Source organism: Streptomyces sp. NBC_00459, from assembly GCF_036013955.1.
In the GTDB taxonomy this organism is placed as follows: Bacteria; Actinomycetota; Actinomycetes; order Streptomycetales; family Streptomycetaceae; genus Streptomyces.
On the sequence record NZ_CP107903.1, the window covers coordinates 6025678 to 6041675 of the forward strand.

The window sequence follows — 15998 nt, forward strand, 5'->3', positions numbered from 1 at the left end:
GCCTACTGCCCGGGAACGGCCGATGGAGTGACTTGGTTACGCCGATTGCGGCATGTGGGGGACATGGGCGTTTGGACCCGTAACCCCACAAGTGAGATGCTTATCCGTTTACTTGATCGCGCTACTTGAACGACTCACTTGACCGCGCCCGCCATCACCCCCGACACGAACTGCCGCTGGAACGCGAAGAACACGGCCAGCGGAATCACCATCGAGATGAACGCGCCCGGCGCCAGTACCTCGATGTTGCTGCCGAACTGCCGTACCTGCTGCTGGAGCGCGACCGTGAGCGGCTGCGACTGCGAGTCGGAGAACACCAGCGCGACCAGCATGTCGTTCCACACCCACAGGAACTGGAAGATCCCCAGGGACGCGATGGCGGGCGCGGCGAGCGGCATGACGACGGTCGCGAACAGCCTGATCTCGCCGGCGCCGTCCAGCCGGGCCGCCTCCAGCAGCTCGCGAGGGATCTCCGCGAAGAAGTTCCGCAGCAGGAAGATCGCGAACGGCAGGCCGAACCCCACATGGAACAGCACCACCCCGATGATGTCGCCGAAGATCCCGATCTTCCCGAAGAGATCGGAGAGCGGGATCAGCGCCACCTGCACGGGTACGACGAGCAGCGCGACGACGACCAGGAACCACCAGTCGCGCCCCTTGAAGTCCATCCAGGCGAAGGCGTATCCGGCCATCGCGCCGATCATGACGACCAGGAGTGTCGCCGGGACCGTGATCCAGATGGTGTTGAGGAGAGAGCTGGTGATCGCGTCGTTCTCCAGCAGCGTCTTGTAGCTCTTGGCGGTCAGCCGGCCGGGAGCCGTGAACACCTTCCACCACCCGGAGGTGGAGATGTCCGTCGGGTCGCGGAACGACGACATGAGCAGCCCGAACGTCGGCACCATCCAGATGAGCGCGACGAGGATGAGGAAGAACCGCATCACGCCGCCCGCGGCGCCGGCGGCCACCCGGGCGGCGAAGGAGCGCTTGGCGCGCACGGGCCGGTCGAGGGTGGGATCGACGGGCGGGTCGAGAGCGGTCACCGCTGACGCTCCTTCCTGAGTCGGCGCAGATTGACGAACATGACCGGCAGGACGAGCAGCAGCAGAATGACGCCGATCGCGCTGCCGACGCCGTAGTTGCCGCCACCGCCGAACGACGACAGGAACAACTGGAGCGCGAGGACGTTGGCGTCGTCCTGGCTGGGCTGCGGGGCGATGATGTAGACGAGGTCGAACACCTTCATCACGTTGATCATCAGCGTGACGAGAACGACGACCAGCACGGGTGCGAGAAGCGGCACGGTGATCCGCCGGAACACCTGCCACTCGTTCGCGCCGTCGACCCGGGCCGCCTCCAGCAGATTCCGGTCCACACCCGCGAGCCCCGCCGCGATGAGCACCATCGCGAACCCGGCCCACATCCAGGTGTAGCTGCCGATGATGGCCGGGGTGACCAGGGTCGGCCCGAGCCAGTCGATCCCGCTGTAGGCGGCGGCGAAGTTCGAGCCGGGCAGGCGCAGTTGGGCCCCGTCCGCGTCGGCGGACAGAGTGAAGGTCCCGTCGGCGCCGCTGGTGGCCGAGGCGACGACCTTGCCGTCCTTCACCGCCTCGACCTTGACCCCCTCCAGGGCTTTCTCACCCGGGTCGACCTGCCCCTTCGTACCGCCACCGCCGAGCTTGAAGTCCAGCCAGACGGTGCCGCTGATCCCGGAACCCGAGGCACCGGCCGCCTTCGCGTCCTCGGGCGTGCCGGGGAGCTTGTTGGGGGCGATGCCCACGAGGGGCAGCAGCGCCGGGGTCCCCGGGCTGACGGTTCCGGTCGAGGTGAACGAGCCGCCTCCGGACGCCTTCAGGTCGCTTGCCTGGGCGTTCGGGCGGGCCTTCGGATAGACGGAGGCGTCCACGAAGGCGTCGTGCACGGATGTCACGATCGCGTTGGCGACACCCTGGTCCGGGTCCGCCTCGTAGACGAGACGGAAGATGATGCCCGCCGCCAGCATCGAGATCGCCATCGGCATGAAGACGATCAGCTTGAACGCCGTACCCCAGCGCACCCGTTCGGTCAGCACGGCGAAGATCAGACCGAGCGCGGTGACCAGGGCGGGCGCGACCGCCACCCAGATCGCCGTGTTGCGTACGGCGGTCAGCGTGGCGTCGTTCGTGAAGATGTCGCCGTAGTTCTCCAGGCCGACGAAGCCCGAGCCGTCGGCGTTGTACAGGCTGCGCCAGATCGAGTAGCCGATGGGGTAGACGACGAGCGAGCCCAGCAGGACCAGGGCGGGCAGCAGGAACAGGCCTGCCACCCACCAGCGGGTGCCGGTGACGCTCCTGGCCTTCGTCCTGGCCGTCGGCGGGTCGATCGGCGTCGTGTCGGCTGTGTCCGTCTTCGACTCCATGCCGGGGCCGTCAGCCGTTCTTGTACGCCTTGGCGGCGTCGGCCTCTAGTTTCTTCTGGGTGCCCTCGATGTCCTTCGGGTTCTTCAGGAAGTCCTGGAGGTCCTTCCACTCACCGACGCCCTGGGTACCGCCGAAGGCGGCCGGGGCCTGGTCGGACATGTCGAAGCGGAAGTCGTCGCCGGCCGCGATGAGGGCCTTGGCGATGTCCCGGGTGACGTCGTCCTTGTACGCGGACTGGTCCATCGCCTTGCTGGGCGAGAGGAAGCCGCCCTGGGCCGCCCAGATCTCGGCCGCGTCGGTCGAGCCGAGGAACGTCAGGAGGGCCTGGGCGCCCGCGCCGTCCTTCAGGGCCACGGCGACGTCGCCGCCGCTGACGACGGGTGCCTGGTCGCCGACCGCCGGGAACGGGAAGACCTTCGCGTCCGTGCCGATCTTCGCCTTTGTGTCCGCGTTGATGCTGGCGGCCACGAAGTCGCCCTCGAAGACCATCGCCGCCGGGGTGTCACCCGTGAAGGTCTGGGTGACCGACTTCGGGAACTCCGTCGCCAGCGCGCCGGAACGACCGCCCGCGAGAAGGTCGTCCTTGCCCCAGAGTTCGGCGAGCGTGGTCAGGGCGTCCTTGACGGACGGATCGGTCCACTTGATCTTGTGCTGGGCGAGCTGGTCGTACTTCTCCGGGCCCACCTGCGAGAGATAGACGTTCTCGAACCAGTCGGTGAGGGTCCAGCCGTCGGCGCCGCCGACGGAGACGGCGGGGGAGCCCGCGTCGGAGAGGGTCTGGGCCGCGGCGATGAAGTCCTTCCAGGTGGCGGGGGCTTCGGTGAGGCCGGCGGCCTCGAACGCGGCGGTGTTGTACCAGACCAGAGACTTGTTGGCGGCCTTGACGTAGATGCCGTACTGCTTGCCCTCGAAGGCGCCGAGGTCCTTCCAGCCGGCGTCGAAGTTCTTGTCGAGCTGGGCCTGCGCATCGGCGCCGAGGGGCTTGAGCCAGCCCTTCTCGGCGAACTGGTGCAGTACGCCGACCTGCGGCAGGAACGCGACGTCCGGGGGCTTGCCGCCCTGGATCTTCGTACCGAGGAACGTGGAGGTGTTGTTGCCGGTCGGTACGAAGTTGACCTTCGCGCCGGTGCGCTTCTCGAACTCCTTGAGGACCTTGGTGAAGTTCTCCTGCTCGGGGCCCGTCCAGACGGCGGCGACTTCTAATGTCTGGCCGTCGAGCTTGGGCAGTTTCACGGAGGCGGAGGTGTCACCGCCGGTGCCCGTGCTGGTGTCGGTGCCCTTGTCTCCCGGATCGTCGTCGGAGCCGCAGGAGGTGAGGGTGAGGGCGAGGGCTGTGGCGGAGAGAGCGGTCAGGGTGCGTGTACGTAGCATGCTGCGCATGTGTGCCCCGTTCGTCGTTCGGCGTTGAACGTGCTCGGCGCTTGTCCCGTGGGCTCTGGTCTACGCCGGGTCGTGGGGGTCGGCAAGTGCGCCTGGGGTGTCAAGCGGGTGATCGTGACCGCGTCGTGTCCTTGGTCGCCGACCCGCCCACCCGACTCGGTCTGTTCACCGGGTGCCCTCGAAACGCCCTCCTACCCACCCACCCTTTCAGCGCCGGCCGGCACCCTCCAGGAACAGGATGGGACGGGCAGGGACGGGCAGGGACGGCGGGGGCGAGAAACCGCCCCCGGTCACAACAGCGACGGCACCTCTGTCGCCGACACCGACCGTGCCGCCCGTTCCAACGCACTCGCCAGCAGCGCCAAGTCCGTAGGCCCGTTGCCCAGTTCACGCACCGGCCGCCGCGTCGGCGGATCCCCCATGCGCTGCCAGTCCAGCGCGGTGACAGTCGGCCGCAGCGTCGCCGTACGCGGGATACGCCCCGTCACCCGCCCCCCTTGGAACGGGATGCCCCTGCCGTCCGCCCCGCTCAACCGCCCCCGCCCGGCCGCGGGTTCGTCCGGCCCCGGCGCCGGCGCGTCCAGCGCGACCCGCAGCGCGGCACCCCGGGCCAGTTCCGTCTCCGCCGTACGCCCGCCGACGCCCGCCGCGGCCACCAGATGCACCCCGAGCCGCTCGCCCTCCCGGGCCACCGCCTCCAACGCCCGCACCACGGATCCCGCCGACGGCCGCCCCGGCGACCCCAGCGGGGGCGACACCAACGCGTCCAGATCGTCCACGACCACCACCAGGCGGGCCAGGGGCGGTGTCTCCGTACGCCGCCGACTCGCCGCCGGCCGCAACCGCATCGTCGAACTCGGCGGCGAATCGAGATCCCCGGCGCCCTCCCCGGCACCCGCGCCCACCGAACCGTGAGTGGCCGACTTGGACCCCGAGCCCGACCGCTGGGGCCCGATCCGGCCGGACAGTTCGCGCCCGGTGTGCCACTCGCCGAACCCGACCCGCCCGAGCAACTCGGCCCGCCGCTTCAGCTCGGCGCTGAGCGACTGGGCGAACTCCCGCATACGGACCGGGTCGTTGGCCGTGAGGTGAGTGGTGACATGCGGAAGGTCGGTGCACACCCGCAGCCCTTCGCCGTGCTGGGCGCCGCCGCCGCTCCCGCCAGTGCCGTCCCGGCCGTCCATCAGGACGATGCCCAGCCGGTCGGGCCGCTCGGCGGCGGCCAGCGACGCGACGACCGCCCGCAGCAACTCCGTACGCCCGCTGCCGGGCGGCCCCTCGATCAGCAGGTGGGGTCCCTCGGCCGCGAGGTCCACGCCGACCGGCCCGCGCGGACCGGCGCCGAGTACGGCCCAGGCCCGGCCGCCGAGCGTCTCCTTGTCGTCGGCCGCGTCCGCCCAACGGGCCATCAGGGATGCCGGGGTGGCCCGGGCGAGCCCCAACTCGTCGAGCAGCCGCGCCGCTTGGGGCAAGGGTGCGGAGACGCGCTGCTGCCGTCCCCCGCCGGCACCGTCGGTGCGCAACGGAGCCAGTGCCCGCGCGAACCGCTCGGCCCAGGCCAGGGACACGGCGTCCACGGCGGCGACGGAGCCCTGCCCGACCGGTCCGGCGCTCCCCGCAGGGGTCCGGACCGTCGTGTCGGCGAAGTCGGCGTCGGGGGAGCCCGTCCGCCCAGGTGCGGGCACCCCGGCCCGCGCCACCCGCATCACATGCAGCGCGGTGGCCACGTCACCGCTGAGCAGCGCCACCGCCCCGCACTCACGGAACGGCGGCGAGGCCGCGCACGCCGCCTCGTACGTCTCCGCCACCGGTGACGAGGGCGACGCCGCCTCCGTCTCCGCGAGGCACACGACGTGGATCCCGGCCCGCGGTCCCTCCTGCGCCAGCCGCGCGACGGCCTCCCGGACCGCGGCGCCGCCCGGGTCACCGTCCACGACGACCACCGTGTACGGGCCCGCGAAACCGTTTGCCGACCCGTCAGGGGCGTCGTCCCGGGCCCAGGAGGGCCGCCGGGACTCTCCCCGGTCGGCCTGGGCACTCCGGTCCGGTTCTCCGCCACCGCCGGTGAGGCTCTTCGCCGCCGCTTCCGTGTCGTGGTCCTCCAGGCGCCGCAGGAGTTCGTCGGCGCGGGCCGTGGCCTGTTCACGGTCGTAGGCGAGAAGGAGACGGCAGTCCTGGCCGTGCCCGGGGCGCAGATGCGGGAGCCAGCCGAGCCAGGACCACTCGGCGGCGCGCTCCTCCGGGGTGCGCGTGCGGTCCGTGCTGATCAGGACGACTTCCAGAGCCTCGGGCGAGTGCAGTGCCGTCAGCTGGGCCACCACCGCGCGGGCCAGCCCGGCGAGCCGCGCGCGCGGCCCCGCCAGTCCGAGTGCCCCGACCTCCCGCAGCCCGGCGGTCACCGGTACGGCGGGCAGCAGCCCGGAGCCGTCGGGGGCCGCGCGGTCCGCCGTACCCAGCCGGACCGTGAGTGCTTCCGGGTGCCCCGGGCCGCGCTCCCAGAGCCGGGGGCCGGGGCCCAGGGCCGTGAGCAACAGCGTCGCCGGGTCGGGCCAGCTCTCCGGTGCCTGCGGCGGGGCGTCCGCGAACTCCGGGGCCGCCGGGCCGGACACCGGCCCCTCGTCGTCGTACTCCTCGCCCTCGGGCGTCTCCTGTTCCGTGCGCCCGCCGGTCAGTCGGCGCGCCCACTTGGAGAGCCCGCCGCGCCTGCGCACACCCTGCGGCACGTCCGTCCCGCGCAGGGGCGTCCCCTTGCGTCCGCTGTCCGTGGAGGCCTCCGCGTCGGCCTCGTCATGAGCGCGCGCCTGGGGTACCCCGTCAGCCCCGGACACCGGTGCCGGCACGGAGAATCCCGCGCCGTGGGTGTCTCCGCCACCGCCCGCGGGCCCACGGCTCTCGATCCGCGGTGCCCGGCCCTGCCCCGGGACGAGCGGCTGTGCCGCCTCCGTGGAGCTCTCCGCGCCACGCGGCTCGGGTACGCCCCCGGCCGCTCCCCAACTCGCCGAACCGTAGGCGTGACGGGTTTCCCCCGAGGGCGGTTTCGCCGTGCTGCCGGGCCCCACGCGCGCGTGGGGCACCTGGGACGGACGAGACGGGGACGAGGACGGGAACGGGGATGTCGTCGAAGAAGGTCGCCTGTTGTGGGTGTCCTCGGCGGTGTCCGACCCGTCCGCCGTGGTCCCCGAGGCCTTTGCGTGCCCTTCGGCGACGCTCACGCGCACGTGTCCCTCGCCGTCCGGGGTCGTGCCCACGCGTGCGCCCGCGTCCCCGGGCGGCGTCAGCCGCAGGGCCGACTCGCCGATGCGCAGCAGCGCGCCCGGCGCGAGGCGGACCGGTCGGGTACCGAGGCGGGTGCCGGACAGCGTCGTACCGTTCGTGGAGCCGAGGTCCGCTACCGCTATGCGGCCGTCCTCCGCGACCGTGACCGCGCAGTGCAGCCGGGAGACGTCCGGGTCGTCCAGCGGGACGTCGGCGTCGGCGGAGCGGCCGATGGTGATCTGGCCGCCGTGCAGGAGATGGACCCCGCCCGCGTCCGGTCCCGCGACCACGTGCAACTGGGCGGCCACCTCGTCCGCCTCGGGGTGCGGCTCGGGCTCGGCGGGGGTGCCCAGGGCGAGGACGGCGCCGTCGACCAGCGGGGGCTCGCCGAGGGTGCAGCGCTGGGTGTCGAGGCGCTGGTCGCCCGCGTACAGCACCACCGCGCCGCCGCTCTCGCGCTCCCGGCCGCGCTCGGGCGTGGACGGAAGCCTGTCGCCCGCGACCACCGACGCCAGGGCCGAGGCGACCGCGGCGAGCGCCGTGCCGGCGGGAGCGGTGACCAGTACGTCGCAGCTCGCGGCGCGCGCCCACGGCTCCGAGGGTGGGCCCAGCGGCTCTACGACGGTCAGCCGGATCTGCATCGCCGTCAGCGGTCCCTTCTGCACGGACACCCGGAAAGGAGGACGAAGCCACGCCACGGGTCCCACCACCGCGGACTTCCCCCACCGCACACGAGCACGTAGGCCAGTACTGGAGGCATCCTCGCACCTGCCACTGACAACGCGCCCGCCCCCCACCCATAAGTGATCTTGAATGGTCGCCTCTGCCCGCAAAAGTGCCTGACCAGTGACCGACGGCTGTCCGTTTGGGATCGGTTTGGTAATCGATTTGAGATCGGTCACGTTCGTGATTCGGCAACCGAGGGGACTATCGAGACGTCTTTCCCGTCGACTTTCCGTCGAACGCGCGAAGGAGCCCGTACGTAGCCGTACGTAGCCGCGTGTGGACGGCGGTCGTCGCCCAGGGTGTCCTGGGGGCGCGGCACTACAGTGGGTCGGAAACACCGTGTACGGGATCTACGTACGTAAGGGAGCCATGACGTGCGGCCGGTAGGGAGCAAGTACCTCCTTGAGGAGCCGCTGGGGCGCGGCGCCACAGGCACCGTCTGGCGCGCCCGCCAGCGGGAGACCGCGGGAGCCGAGGCGGCCGTGCCCGGCCAGCCCGGCGAGACCGTGGCGATCAAGGTCCTCAAGGAGGAACTCGCCAACGACGCGGACATCGTGATGCGCTTCCTGCGTGAGCGGTCCGTGCTGCTGCGGCTGACCCACCCGAACATCGTCCGGGTACGGGACCTGGTCGTCGAGGGTGATCTGCTGGCGCTGGTCATGGACCTCATCGATGGGCCCGACCTGCACCGGTACCTGCGGGAGAACGGTCCCTTCACACCGGTCGCCGCCGCACTCCTCACCGCCCAGATCGCCGACGCGCTGGCCGTCAGCCACGCCGACGGTGTCGTGCACCGGGACCTGAAGCCGGCCAACGTCCTGCTCATGCAGGACAACGGCCGGATGCACCCGATGCTCACCGACTTCGGCATCGCCCGCCTCGCCGACTCCCCGGGCCTCACCCGCACCCACGAGTTCGTCGGCACGCCCGCCTACGTCGCCCCGGAGTCCGCCGAGGGCCGTCCGCAGACCTCCGCGGTCGACATCTACGGCGCCGGCATCCTGATGTACGAGCTGGTCACCGGCCGTCCGCCGTTCGGCGGCGGGTCCGCCCTCGAAGTGCTGCACCAGCACCTCACAGCCGAGCCGCGCCGCCCGTCGACCGTGCCCGAACCGCTGTGGACGGTCATCGAGCGCTGCCTGCGCAAGAACCCGGACGAACGCCCCAGCGCCGAGAACCTCGCGCGCGGGCTGCGCGTCGTCGCCGAGGGCATCGGCGTCCACTCCAACTCGATGCAGATCGCGGCGGCCGAGGGAGTCGTCCACCTGCTCGCACCGGACCCGGCGCCGACCGTGGTGCCCGGTTCGGGCGACCCGACACAGGTGCTGCCGTACGGCGCGGGCGCCGCGGGGGCGTACGACCCGAACGCCGCCACCAGCGTGCTGCCGCACACCGGCGGGCCCGGCGCGGTGGGAGCGATGGGCGCCGTCGGCGCCGCGGACCCCACGGCCGTCCTGCCGTCCATGCCGCAGAACCAGCCCGGCGGTCCCGGAGGGGCCGGGCCCCAGGAGCCGCACCCCTGGCAGAACCAGCTGCGCGCCGCCCGGGACCGCAACGAGCAGACGCAGATCCAGAACCTGGACCCCGGCGAGGACCCCCTGCGCCGCCGTCCCCAGCGCCAGCCGGGCCGGCCGCCGCAGCAACAGCCCCACCAGCAGCCGTACCAGCAGCAGCCTCCGCCGTCGCGTCAGCAGCGGGGCCAGCAGCCCCAGCCCGGCTACGGCTATCCGCAGGGCCCGGGGCAGGGCGGCCAGCCCCAGCAGTACGCGCCGCCGCCCCAGCACCACCAGCCCCAGCAACAGCCCCAGCGGTACGCGCCGCCCGCCCCAGCGCCCCAGCGCCCTCAGCAGCCCGAGGGCCGGCCGCCGCGTGAGCCGAGGGAACCCCGGCAGCGCAGCGCCAACCCGATGAAGATCCCGGGGCTCGGCTGCCTCAAGGGGTGTCTCTTCACGATCGTCATCCTGTTCGTCGCCGCGTGGCTGATCTGGGAACTGAGCCCGCTGCAGGATTGGATCGGGACGACGAAGGGGTTCTTCGAACAACTCGGTGACTGGACCAAGACGGTCAGCGGGTGGGTGGAGGGTCTGGGCGGCGGCTCCGGGGACTCAGGGAACCCGTAGGGGGCCGGTCGCCCGGCTGTTTCCCGGTTTTCCCGGTCGCGGGGAGGCCGTCCGCGCAATCCGGTCGTAGCCGGGTCATTTGAGGATCAAGCGGGCGGCGCTCCGACCGTGTTCCGGTGCGACTCTGGAGATTTGTCGACACCTGGCGGGTGATTTCCGTCCCGGCGGTGAAGGTTGCCGCTCCGGACGCGTAGCTTTGTCGGCTGAGGTCGAGGTCTTGTCGGGTACGGGTCCCGAGGGAGCCCCCCGGATCGGCGCAGCGTCGGCAACACGCGTCTGTAGGAGCAGTCTTGGCACGGAAGATCGGCAGCCGGTACACCGCCAACCAGATCCTGGGGCGGGGCAGCGCCGGCACGGTGTGGCTGGGCGAGGGACCCGAGGGTCCCGTCGCCGTCAAGCTGTTGCGCGAGGACCTGGCGTCGGACCAGGAGCTCGTCGGACGCTTCGTGCAGGAGCGGACCGCCCTGCTCGGTCTCGAACATCCGAACATCGTGTCCGTACGGGACCTGGTGGTCGACGGCAACGACCTCGCGCTCGTCATGGACCTGGTGCGGGGTACGGACCTGCGCACCCGGCTCGACCGGGAGCGCCGGCTCGCCCCCGAGGCCGCGGTCGCGATAGTGGCCGACATCGCGGACGGACTGGCCGCCGCACACGCCGCCGGGGTCGTGCACCGCGACGTGAAGCCGGAGAACGTGCTGCTGGACATGCAGGGCCCCCTGGGCCCCGGCGGCGCGCACCCCGCCCTGCTGACCGACTTCGGCGTCGCGAAACTCATCGACTCACCGCGGCGGACCCGGGCCACGAAGATCATCGGTACGCCGGACTATCTGGCGCCGGAGATCGTCGAGGGGCTGCCTCCGCGCGCGGCGGTCGACATCTACGCGCTGGCGACGGTCCTGTACGAGCTGCTGGCCGGCTTCACGCCCTTCGGCGGCGGCCACCCGGGCGCGGTGCTGCGCCGGCACGTGACGGAGACGGTGGTCCCCCTCCCCGGTATCCCCGAGGAGCTGTGGCAGCTGCTCGTGCAGTGTCTGGCGAAGGCGCCGGCGTCGCGGCTGCGGGCGTCGGAGCTGGGGGCGCGGCTGCGGGAGCAGTTGCCCTTGCTGGTGGGGATGCCGCCGCTGGACGTGGACGAGCCGGACTCGGAGGACGAGGCGCAGTCCGGCCAGGACCAGGGTCATGGTCAGGGTTCACGGGACGACGCGTACGACGAGGTGGCCGTGCCGTCGGGGGAGCGGGTGCGGAGGGGTGCGGTGCCCCTGGTGCGGGGTGCGAAGCCGGACTCCAACCGGGACACGCACACGTCGATGCGGGTGCCCGGGCCGGACGAGCTGGCGGGCGGGGCGCTGGGTACGGCCCGTGTGCCGCGGCCCGTGGGCGCCCCGCGGCCCGGCTCGGCGCGGCACCGGGCTTCGGCGCGGCGGCGCAGGGTGACGTTGGGGGCGGCCACGGTGGTGCTGGTGGCTGCGGTGGGGGTCGGTACGTGGGCTGCCATGTCGGGCGACGACGCGGGGGCGACGCCCCAGGAGACGAGTACCTCGTCACCGGCGTCACCGTGATTGGGGGGTTTCGCCCCCGCCGCCCTTACCCGTCCCATCCCTGGGGGCTGCGCCCCCAGACCCCCCTACGGCCCTGAACGGGCCTCGTCCTCAAACGCCGGACGGGCTGGGTGGTGCGGGCCCGCGCTGAATAGATGCCGTAAACGGGTGGGTGGGAAAACAGGCCTGGGCTGCACCGGCCTCGCCGATTTCGCTCCGGGCGAGACCGAAATCCTGCCGCTCGGCGGAGCCGTTACGCTGGTGTCGTGGCAGTCGTCGATGTATCCGAAGAGCTCAAGTCCCTCTCCTCGACCATGGAGTCGATCGAGGCCGTCCTGGACCTCGACAAGCTGAGGGCAGATGTCGCCGTGCTCGAGGAGCAGGCGGCAGCGCCGTCCCTGTGGGACGACCCGGAGGAAGCGCAGAAGATCACCAGCAAGCTCTCCCACCTCCAGGCGGAGGTGAGGAAGGCCGAGGCGCTGCGCGGGCGGATCGACGATCTGAGCGTGCTCTTCGAGATGGCCGAGGAGGAGGACGACGCGGACACCCTCGCCGAGGCCGAGACGGAGCTGACCTCCGTCAAGAAGGCCCTCGACGAGATGGAGGTCCGCACCCTGCTCTCCGGCGAGTACGACGCCCGTGAGGCCCTCGTCAACATCCGCGCGGAGGCCGGTGGCGTGGACGCCGCCGACTTCGCCGAGAAGCTGCAGCGCATGTATCTGCGGTGGGCCGAGCAGAAGGGCTACAAGACCGAGGTCTACGAGACGTCGTACGCCGAAGAGGCCGGCATCAAGTCGACCACCTTCGCCGTCCAGGTCCCGTACGCCTACGGGACGCTGTCCGTCGAGCAGGGCACGCATCGCCTCGTGCGCATCTCGCCCTTCGACAACCAGGGACGCCGGCAGACCTCGTTCGCCGGGGTGGAGATCCTGCCCGTCGTGGAGACGACCGATCACATCGAGATCGACGAGTCCGAGCTGCGGGTGGACGTCTACCGGTCGTCCGGTCCCGGCGGCCAGGGCGTCAACACCACCGACTCCGCGGTGCGCCTGACCCACCTCCCCACCGGCATCGTCGTCTCCTGCCAGAACGAGCGTTCGCAGATCCAGAACAAGGCGAGCGCGATGAACGTCCTCCAGGCCAAGCTCCTCGACCGGCGCCGTCAGGAGGAGCAGGCCAAGATGAACGCCCTCAAGGGCGACGGCGGCAACTCCTGGGGAAACCAGATGCGTTCGTACGTCCTGCACCCGTACCAGATGGTCAAGGACCTGCGCACGGAGTTCGAAGTCGGCAACCCCGAGGCCGTGTTCAACGGTGAGATCGACGGATTCCTCGAAGCCGGAATTCGCTGGCGCAAGCAGCAGGAGAAGTAGAACCCCGCAGGAAGCCTTGTCGACAAAGCAACCGCCGCCCACTGGGCGGCGGTTGCTTTGCGTCGGGAGATGTCTGGGTTTTACATCACACTCACAGGGTCTGATGTGCGGCAAGCGAGGAGCAAGTGGACATTGCGCGCGCAACGACCTTGACGTGCTCTTGGAAAATCGGAAAGGTAAAGCGCGGCATGCGTATCTCTGGGGCGCATGTGAACCGGGGGTGCGCACTGCCGCCCCTGTCGATCACGGCCCCGAGCGCGGCTCCACTGATGAATTAGCTACATGGGGGTAGCAGCCATATGACGAACAAGACGCGGATTCGGATCGCGCGGATCGCGGCCGGCGCGGTGATCGCCGCCGGTGCGTCCTTCACCGCCGCGGGCATAGCCTCCGCCACGGGCGAGGACGACTGCGTGGTCGAGATCTGCGCCGGTACGCCGAGCCCGGCAGAGACCCCGACCGACACCGGGGTTCCGACCGCGCCCGAGGACCCGGAGCCCACCGTGTCCGTCCCCGAGCCTTCCGTGCCCGAGGACCCGGAGCCCACCGCGTCCGACCCGGAGCCCTCGGAGCCGGCGGAGCCCTCCACCGAGCCGAGCGAGCCCACCGAGGAGGACCCGACCGCCACCCCGTCCGACGACTCGACGGACGACGGCAGCGGAACGGAGACCGGCGGCGACGACACCGACGGTGGCAACAGCAACACCGACACCGACGGTGGCTCCAACACCTCCGCCCAGGAGGAGGGCTCCTCCGCCCTCACCGACACGGGCTCGGACACCTCGGCCCAGGGTTCGGGCGACGAGCTCGCCGAGACCGGTGCCGCCGAGACCGGCTTCCTGATCATCGGTGCCGCCACCATGATCGCCGGCGGTGTCGCCTTCCGTGTCCTCCCGCGCCTCGTGGGTGGCCGCGGCGGAGCCGCAGCCTAGTGGTGCCTGGCAGTACCAGTACCCAGTAGTGCGCATGGCTAAGGGCCCGGAGCGACAAGCTCCGGGCCCTCAGCCATGCGTGTCAGGGCTGTGTTCGGGCTATGCGGTCTGGTGTGCCACCAGGGCCAGGGCCGCGATCAGCACCGCCAGCAGTGCGATCAGCGCCATCGGGTTGAGTCCGCCGAACTGGCCGTCCTCCTGCAACCGCTGACGGCTGGCCCGGCAGACGCGACAGCGTCCCTCGGTCACGGGCGCCGCGCAGTTCGCGCATACCAATCGGTCGTACGTCATGCGCCTAGCCCTCCTTGCGCCGCTTCTACGTACACAACGCTTCCGGGGACGCAACCGTTCCCCACTCCACGTCCACTGTGCCAGGTTCCGCGGATTTCGGCGCGGCCCGCCTTATTCTGCCCAGCGCTTTCCCAGGTCAGTCGAGGTGAGGCGAGCGTGTGAGCCCGCTCACGATCGGCACAAAAGGGCACAACCCTTGTGCAAAGCACTCCCGCGCCTGCACTCGCGTGCTCGGTTCGCGTATGGTCACGGTCACCTGCCCCCGATGGTCCGTGGTGTATCCGTGATCCGATTCGACAGCGTCTCCAAGGTCTACCCCAAGCAGAACCACCCCGCCCTCAGGGATGTCACCCTGGAGGTCGAGAAGGGTGAGTTCATCTTCCTCGTCGGGTCCTCCGGCTCCGGAAAGTCCACCTTCCTGCGGCTGATCCTCCGCGAGGAGCGCGCCAGCCACGGCCAGGTGCACGTCCTGGGCAAGGACCTCGCCCGCCTCTCCAACTGGAAGGTGCCGCAGATGCGGCGCCAGCTGGGGACGGTGTTCCAGGACTTCCGGCTGCTGCCGAACAAGACGGTCGCCGAGAACGTCGCCTTCGCGCAGGAGGTCATCGGCAAGTCGAAGGGCGAGATCCGCAAGTCCGTCCCCCAGGTGCTCGACCTCGTCGGCCTGGGCGGCAAGGAAGAGCGGATGCCCGGTGAGCTGTCCGGTGGTGAGCAGCAGCGTGTCGCCATCGCCCGGGCCTTCGTGAACCGGCCCAAGCTGCTGATCGCCGACGAGCCGACCGGCAACCTCGACCCGCAGACCTCCGTCGGCATCATGAAGCTGCTCGACCGGATCAACCGGACGGGCACGACCGTGGTGATGGCGACCCACGACCAGAACATCGTCGACCAGATGCGCAAGCGCGTCATCGAGCTGGAGAAGGGCCGTCTCGTCCGCGACCAGGCGCGCGGCGTCTACGGCTACCAGCACTGACGGTCACTGTCACCGGCGGTCACTGGTGTCAGTGACGCCGACGGTCCTCGGAGTTCCCGGAAAGGCTTGAGCTCGCCATGCGCGCCCAGTTCGTACTGTCGGAGATCGGTATCGGTCTCCGTCGCAACCTGACGATGACGTTCGCCGTCATCGTCTCCGTAGCCCTGTCGCTCGCCCTGTTCGGCGGGTCGCTCCTGATGAGCGACCAGGTCAGCTCGATGAAGGGCTACTGGTACGACAAGGTCAACGTCTCGGTGTTCCTCTGCAACAAGAGCGACGCCGAGTCCGACCCGAACTGTGCCAAGGGCGCGGTGACCAGCGACCAGAAGAAGCAGATCCTCGCCGACCTGGAGAAGATGGACTCGGTCGTGGAGAAGGTCACGTACGAGTCCGCGGACGAGGCCTACAAGCACTACAAGGAGCAGTTCGGCGACTCCCCGCTGGCCAGTTCGCTCACCCCGGACCAGATGCAGGAGTCGTACCGGATCAAGCTCAAGGACCCGGAGAAGTACCAGGTCATCGCGACCGCCTTCGACGGGCGCGACGGGGTGCAGTCCGTGCAGGACCAGAAGGGCATCCTCGACAACCTCTTCGAGCTGCTGAACCTGATGAACGGGGCCGCGCTCGGGGTGATGGGGCTCATGCTGGTCGTCGCACTCCTGCTGATCGTCAACACGGTGCGCGTCTCGGCGTTCAGCCGTCGGCGTGAGACGGGGATCATGCGGCTCGTCGGTGCCTCCGGCTTCTACATCCAGGCGCCGTTCATCATGGAGGCCGCCGTCGCCGGTGGGATCGGCGGTGGGCTGGCCTGTGTCTTCCTGATCGTCGGCCGGTACTTCACCATCGACCACGGCATGGCCCTGTCCGAGAAGCTCAACCTGATCACCTTCCTGGGCTGGGACGCCGTACTGACGAAGCTGCCGCTGATCCTCGCCGCGAGCGTGCTGATGCCCGCGCTGGCCGCGTTCTTCGCGTTGCGCAAGTACCTGAAGGTGTGACGCATGCCAAGGG

At 70.7% G+C, this 15998-nt stretch carries 11 protein-coding genes; 6 read left to right on the forward strand and 5 right to left on the reverse strand.

The features are described 5' to 3' along the window. Positions 1-134 precede the first annotated feature (134 nt). From OHN74_RS26685 to OHN74_RS26700, 4 genes are all read right to left on the reverse strand, one after another. Positions 135-938 carry a carbohydrate ABC transporter permease gene (locus OHN74_RS26685; RefSeq protein ID WP_327700286.1) on the reverse strand — a complete coding sequence of 268 codons (804 nt, stop codon included), beginning with the start codon at positions 936-938 and terminating at the stop codon, positions 135-137. A gap of 98 nt (positions 939-1036) precedes the next feature. After that, positions 1037-2395, reverse strand: coding sequence for a carbohydrate ABC transporter permease (locus OHN74_RS26690; protein ID WP_327697122.1), 1359 nt, complete (start codon positions 2393-2395; stop codon positions 1037-1039). A gap of 10 nt (positions 2396-2405) precedes the next feature. Then, entirely contained in the window at positions 2406-3776 is a 1371-nt protein-coding gene (locus OHN74_RS26695; RefSeq protein ID WP_327697123.1) for an ABC transporter substrate-binding protein, read from the reverse strand. A 290-nt stretch (positions 3777-4066) separates the two neighbouring features. Continuing rightward, positions 4067-7672, reverse strand: coding sequence for an FHA domain-containing protein (locus tag OHN74_RS26700; RefSeq protein ID WP_327700287.1), 3606 nt, complete (start codon positions 7670-7672; stop codon positions 4067-4069). Positions 7673-8131: 459 nt separating this feature from the next. On the opposite strand from OHN74_RS26700, the gene OHN74_RS26705 reads away from it, so the two are divergent. The 4 genes from OHN74_RS26705 (at position 8132) to OHN74_RS26720 (ending at position 13723) form a co-directional block, all read left to right on the forward strand. Further along, complete coding sequence (locus OHN74_RS26705) at positions 8132-9877, forward strand: serine/threonine-protein kinase (protein WP_327697124.1); 1746 nt, start codon at positions 8132-8134, stop codon at positions 9875-9877. 290 nt (positions 9878-10167) lie between these two features. Beyond that, a complete protein-coding gene (locus OHN74_RS26710; protein WP_327697125.1) occupies positions 10168-11439 on the forward strand; it encodes a serine/threonine-protein kinase in 1272 nt (423 codons plus the stop codon). 245 nt (positions 11440-11684) lie between these two features. Continuing rightward, a complete protein-coding gene (prfB, locus tag OHN74_RS26715; protein WP_327697126.1) occupies positions 11685-12791 on the forward strand; it encodes a peptide chain release factor 2 in 1107 nt (368 codons plus the stop codon). Between the two features lie 299 nt (positions 12792-13090). Further along, positions 13091-13723, forward strand: a complete 633-nt coding sequence (locus OHN74_RS26720; RefSeq protein WP_327697127.1) for a hypothetical protein — start codon at positions 13091-13093, stop codon at positions 13721-13723. Positions 13724-13822: 99 nt separating this feature from the next. Here OHN74_RS26720 and OHN74_RS26725 read toward each other — a convergent pair whose 3' ends face one another. Beyond that, the gene (locus tag OHN74_RS26725) at positions 13823-14014 is read right to left on the reverse strand and encodes a hypothetical protein (protein ID WP_327697128.1); all 192 of its coding nucleotides are present in this window, start codon (positions 14012-14014) and stop codon (positions 13823-13825) included. Between the two features lie 283 nt (positions 14015-14297). Here OHN74_RS26725 and ftsE point away from each other — a divergent pair, with 283 nt between their 5' ends. After that, entirely contained in the window at positions 14298-14987 is a 690-nt protein-coding gene (gene ftsE / locus OHN74_RS26730; RefSeq protein WP_053741518.1) for a cell division ATP-binding protein FtsE, read from the forward strand. 77 nt (positions 14988-15064) lie between these two features. Further along, positions 15065-15985: a permease-like cell division protein FtsX gene (ftsX, locus tag OHN74_RS26735; RefSeq protein WP_327697129.1), complete on the forward strand. Its 921-nt coding sequence runs from the start codon at positions 15065-15067 to the stop codon at positions 15983-15985. Positions 15986-15998: the final 13 nt, after the last annotated feature.

Coding starts and splice junctions, on each gene's coding strand:
- OHN74_RS26685 (WP_327700286.1), bottom strand. CDS start 938: ATGCGGTTCTTCCTCATCCTCGTCGCGCTCATCTGGATGGTGCCGACG.
- OHN74_RS26690 (WP_327697122.1), bottom strand. CDS start 2,395: ATGGAGTCGAAGACGGACACAGCCGACACGACGCCGATCGACCCGCCG.
- OHN74_RS26695 (WP_327697123.1), bottom strand. CDS start 3,776: ATGCGCAGCATGCTACGTACACGCACCCTGACCGCTCTCTCCGCCACA.
- OHN74_RS26700 (WP_327700287.1), bottom strand. CDS start 7,672: ATGCAGATCCGGCTGACCGTCGTAGAGCCGCTGGGCCCACCCTCGGAG.
- OHN74_RS26720 (WP_327697127.1), top strand. CDS start 13,091: ATGACGAACAAGACGCGGATTCGGATCGCGCGGATCGCGGCCGGCGCG.
- OHN74_RS26725 (WP_327697128.1), bottom strand. CDS start 14,014: ATGACGTACGACCGATTGGTATGCGCGAACTGCGCGGCGCCCGTGACC.
- ftsX (WP_327697129.1), top strand. CDS start 15,065: ATGCGCGCCCAGTTCGTACTGTCGGAGATCGGTATCGGTCTCCGTCGC.